Source organism: Streptomyces sp. NPDC091289, from assembly GCF_044757365.1.
Lineage (GTDB): Bacteria > Actinomycetota > Actinomycetes > Streptomycetales > Streptomycetaceae > Streptomyces.
In genome coordinates this window covers 1-5160 of the sequence record NZ_JBIVUT010000051.1, presented here as the reverse complement: position 1 = coordinate 5160, position 5160 = coordinate 1, and the positions used below count along the sequence as shown (strand labels likewise).

The window sequence follows — 5160 nt, the reverse complement described above, 5'->3', positions numbered from 1 at the left end:
CGCGTCCGACAACCGCTCAAGCAACACCAGACCCGCACCCTCGGACCAGGCTGTACCGTCGGCCGCGGCGGCGAAGGACTTGCACCGCCCGTCGGCGGCGAGACCCCGCTGCCGGGCGAAGTCTATGAGGCCGCCGGGGTCGCAGCTCACCGTCACTCCCCCGGCGACGGCCAGGGCCGACTCGCCGGAGCGCAGCGACCGGATCGCCGAGTGCATCGCGACCAGGGACGAGGAGCAGGCCGTGTCGAGCGACACCGCGGGCCCCTCGAAGCCGTAGGTGTAGGAGATCCGGCCGGAGGCGACGCTGCTGAGCTTGCTGGTCATGAGGTAGCCCTCGAACTCCTCGGGGGCGTTGAGCCCGAGATAGCTCTCCTCGACGATGCCCACGAAGACACCGGTCCTGCTGCCCTTGAGCGTGGTGACGTCCAGCCCGGCGTGTTCGAACAGCTCCCAGGAAACCTCCAGCAGCAGCCGTTGCTGCGGGTCCATCGCCTGGGCCTCGCGCGGGGAGATGCCGAAGAACCCCGGGTCGAACAGGGGGGCGTCGTGGATGAAGCCCGCCTCGACCGAGTAACTCTTCTCCTTGATCCTCTCGATGTCCCAGCCGCGGTCGTGCGGCAGCTCCGTGACCGCGTCGGTCTCCTGGGCGACCAGGTTCCACAGGTCGTCCGGTGAGGCGACGCCGCCGGGGTAGCGGCAGGCCATGCCCACGATGGCGACGGGTTCCTCGTCGGCCGCCTCCCGCTCGGCCAGCCGCCTGCGGGCCTCCTGGAGGTCGGACGTCACCCGCTTGAGGTAGTCGACGAGCTTGTCTTCGTTGGACATCGCGTCGGTATCCCTTTCAGGAAGTCAGGAAGTCAGGACGTCAGGAAGTCAGGACGTCTGGTTATCGGTCGGCGGGCCGGAGAGCTCGGTGTCGATGAGGGCGAACAACTCGTCCACCGAAGCGGATTCGATCCGGGCCGCCGAGGCCGGCTCGTCCGTGTGGTCGGTGTCCGCGGCCGGGGTGCCGAGCCTGGACGCCATGCTCTGGAGGCGGCGCCGGACCATCTGCCGGTGCCGTTCGTCCTCGGAGACCGCGGCGAGCAGGGTGTCGATGCGGTCCAGTTCGGACAGGACCTGCGCGGACACGTCGGCCTCGGCCGGGGCCAGCCGTTGGAGTACATGGCCTGCGACGTCGCGCGGGGTGGGGTGATCGAATACCAGGGTGGCCGCGAGGCCGAGCCCGGTGGCGGCCGTCAGGCGGTTGCGCAGTTGCACAGCTGCCAGCGAGTCGATGCCCATCTCCTGGAACGCCTGCGCCGCTGCGATGGCGTGCAGGTTCGGCTGTCCCGTCACCGCGGCGGTCTCCGCCCGCACCAGGTCCAGGACGAGCGTCTCGCGTTCCGTGCCGGCCAGGCCCGCGAGCCGGTCGGTCAGCGTGGTGGCGTCCGCCTCGCCGCCCGCGGTGCTCGCGGTCCTGCGCGCCGGACCGTCGGCCAGGTCGCGCAGCGCGGGCGGTACGACCTCATGGCCGCGCAACGCGGCCCGGTCCACGACGCCGGCGACCACCGCGGCGGCACCGCCCGGGTCCGTGCCGAGGGCGACCGCCCGGTCGAAGAGGCCGCGGGCCTGATCCGCGGTGAGCGGCCTGAGCAGGTCGGGGCCGGGGTGCCGCGCCACGCCTTCGCGTTCCCACGGAGCCCAGGCCACGGCGGTGGCGGGCAGCCCGAGCGCCCTGCGGTGGCGGGCCAGGCCCTCGACGTACGCGTCGCCCGCCGCCGTGTTCGCCCGGCCAGGCGCACCGAAGGTGCCGGCCGGGGAGGCACAGACGACGAATGCGGTGAGGTCCAGGTGCCGGGTGAGTTCGTGCAGGTGGTGGGCCGCGACGGCCTTCGGCCGCAGAGCCCGGTCGAGCTGTTCCGGCGTCATCGCGGACAGCATGCCGTCCTCCGGCGCCCCGGCCGCGTGCACCACCGCGGTCAGCGGGTGGTCGTCGGGTATCGCGGCCAGCACCGCGGCCAGCGCCTCCCGGTCCGCGGCGTCACACGCGGCCGACGTCACATGGGCGCCGGACGCGGCCAGTTCGGCGGCCAGTTCGTCCGCTCCCGGCGCGTCGGCGCCGCGGCGGCTCACCAGCAGCAGGTTTCTGACGCCGTGCTCCGCCACCAGGTGCCGGGCCAGTACGGCTCCGAGGGTTCCCGTGCCGCCGGTCACCAGGACCGTGCCGTTCGGCGTCCATGGTTGTCCGGTCGGCCGGTCCGGGGCGGTCGGGGCGGCCTGGATCGTACGTAGCCGGGGCACGAGCACCCGGCCCTCGCGGACCGCCATTTCCAGCTCACCGGCCCGCGCCGCCGACACCAGCAAGTCGAGCGGCGGGGTGTCCGTGTCGGTGTCGGCCAGGACGAGGCCGTCCACGCCTTCGGCGCCCGCGGTGCGCAGCAGTCCGCGGACGGCCGCCGCCTCCAGGTCCAGGAGCGTCGCGTCGTCCCGGTCCGCCACGATCGCGTAGCGGGACAGCACCACGACCGGTATGCCGCGCAGCGCGTCCTCGGCCAGCAGTTCCCGCACGAAGGAGAGCGCCCGGCGCGTGCCCTCGCCCAGGTCGCCCGTAGAGGTCCACGGCACGAGCAGCAGCTCGAAGGCCGTTCTGTCCGCCGCGGCGGCCCGCGCGGCCGCGCCGAGGTCGTCGAAGCGGGGGACGCCGGGGACCTCGGCGCCGACCACCGCCCAACGAGCCGTGGGCCGCGGAGTCGCGTCGTAGGGGATCCACTCGATCGCGGACAGCGCCTCGCCGGGCGGCTCGGCGGCGAACTCCTCCTCGGAAACGGTCCGGTAGGTGAGCGATCCGACGCCGAGCACCGGCCGCCCCTCGGGGTCCAGGAGTTCCAGCCCGGCGATGTCGTCGTCGACGCGGACCGACCGTACCCGCACAATGTCGGCGCCCACGGCGTGCAGCCGTACGTCGCGCCAGACGGCCGGGACGGCGGCGTCTCCCGTCCCGCGTGGCGCGGGGGCCGAGGACGCGGTCAGTGCGGCATCCAGCAGGACGGGGTGAAGGTGGTAGCGCCCCGCCTCGGCCAGCAGGTCCTCGGGCAGGCGCACCTCGGTCGTCCTCGCTGCGCTGTTGTGCCCCGCAGCGCCCGGTTCGCCGGTCGATTCCTCGGTCGGCGCGGGCGTCCGTGCGGGCCCGTCGGCCGTGAGGACTCCTCGGGCGCCGAGTCTCCACGGGTTGTCCGAGGCGTGCCCGGGGTCTCCCGTGTCGGGCCGGGCGTGAACGGTGACGCCGCGGCGGCCCTCCTGGTCGGGTGCTCCGACGCGGACCTGGATCTGGAGCCCGCCCGTTTCCGGCAGCGTCAGCGGCGTGGCCAGGGAGAGTTCCTCCAGCAGGGTGCAGCCCGTCTCGTCGCCCGCGCGAACGGCGAGTTCGACGTACACCGAAGCAGGCAGTACGCACCTGCCCAGGACGGTGTGGTCAACCAGCCAGGGGTGGGTGCGGCGGGAGACGCGGCCCGTGAGCAGTACCTCCTCCTGGTCGGCGACCGGCACCGAGGCGCCGAGCAGCGGGTGCCCGGCGCTGGTGAGGCCGAGACCGGCCGCGTCCTCGCGTCGGGACTCCGCCTCCAGCCAGTACCGCTTGCGCTGGAAGGCGTAGGTCGGCAGATCCACCCGGACCGCGCCGGGCAGCACTCGCGGCCATTCGACGCGCCGACCGCGCGTGTGCAGCAGGCCGATGAGCGTCGCCAGTGTCTCCCCCTCCGGCCGGTCGGCCCGGAGCGCCGGTGCCACCAGGCCAGGGTTCCGTTCTGCCCCGGCCGAGACCAGGGCGCTGAGGACCGCGTCCGGGCCGAGCTCGACGAAGAGGGTGGCGCCCTCCTGTTCCAGGGTGCGCACCGCGTCGAAGAACCGCACCGTCTCGCGCAGTTGCCGCACCCAGTAGCCCGGCGCACACGCCTCCTGCGCGGTCAGCGTCTTTCCGGTCACCGTGGACACCAGCGCGATCCGCGGTTCCTGCAGCGACAGCCCCTTGACGACCTGCTCGAACTCGTCGAGTACGTCGTCCATGTGCGGCGAGTGGAAGGCATGGCTCACCCGCAGGCGGCGTACCCGCCTGCCCTCCGCACGCCAGCGCGTCTCCAGGCCCTCGACCGCCTCGGCGTCGCCGGACACCACCACGTTGTCCGGACCGTTGACCGCCGCCAGTGACACCCGGCCTTCCAGCCCGGCCAGGTCACCGGTGACCTTCTCCGTGTCGGCCTGGACAGCGAGCATCGCCCCGCCGGCACGCGCCGAGCCCATCAGCCGGCCCCGTGCCGTCACCAGCAGGGTCGCGTCCGCGAGCGTCAGGACGCCCGCCGCATGCGCCGCCGCCACCTCGCCCACCGAGTGACCGGCGACGAAGTCGGGCGATACGCCGATCCGTTCGAGGAGCCGGAACAGCGCCACCTCCAGGGCGAACAAAGCCGGTTGTGTGTACTCCGTCCGGTCCAGCAGCTCGGCCTGCTCCGAGCCCTCCCGCGCGAACACCACGTGCTTCAGCGGTTGCGGGAGGTGCGCGTCCAGTGCTTCGCACACCTCGTCGAAGGCCGCGGCGAACTCGGGTACCGAGTCGTACAGTTCCCGGCTCATACCGAGCCGCTGCGCCCCCTGCCCCGTGAACACGAAGGCGAGACCGGCCGTGCCGCGTGATCGCGGTGCCTCCCCCACCGCCGAGCCGTCAGCCGTACCCGATGCCAGGGCTCGCAGGCCGTGCGCCAACTCCTCCCGGGTCCGGCCGACGACCACCGCGGCCGCGTCCAACACGGTCCGCCCCGAGACGAGGGTCCAGGCCACGTCCCTGGGCTCCAGGGCGGATTCCCCTTCCACGGCTGCCAGCAGCCGCGCCGCCTGGCCGCGGAGTCCTTCCGGCGAGCGCCCCGAGACCACCCACGGCACCACCGGCAGGCCAGTGGCGGCGGGCGGCTCGGCGCTCGGCTCCTCCTGGGGGGCCTCCTCCAGGATGACGTGGGCGTTCGTGCCGCCGATACCGAAGGAGGAGACACCCGCCCTGCGCGGTCCGTCGTCGGACCGCGGCCACGGCGTGGTCTCGGTGAGCAGTTCCACCGCTCCGGAGTCCCAGTCGACCTGCGGGGTGGGAGCGTCCACGTGCAGCGTCCTGGGCAGCACCCCGCGCCGCATCGC

General features: G+C 73.5%; 2 protein-coding genes. Both read right to left on the bottom strand.

Features of this window, described 5'->3' with window-relative positions; all coding sequences use genetic code 11:
- Positions 1-825: beta-ketoacyl synthase N-terminal-like domain-containing protein (locus ACIQPT_RS37300; protein WP_401162783.1), on the bottom strand; the 825-nt coding region annotated here is incomplete at its 3' end.
- 48 nt (positions 826-873) lie between these two features.
- On the bottom strand, positions 874-5124 hold the full coding sequence (locus tag ACIQPT_RS37295; protein ID WP_401162782.1) for an SDR family NAD(P)-dependent oxidoreductase: 4251 nt from the start codon (positions 5122-5124) through the stop codon (positions 874-876).
- Between the last annotated feature and the right edge of the window lie 36 nt (positions 5125-5160).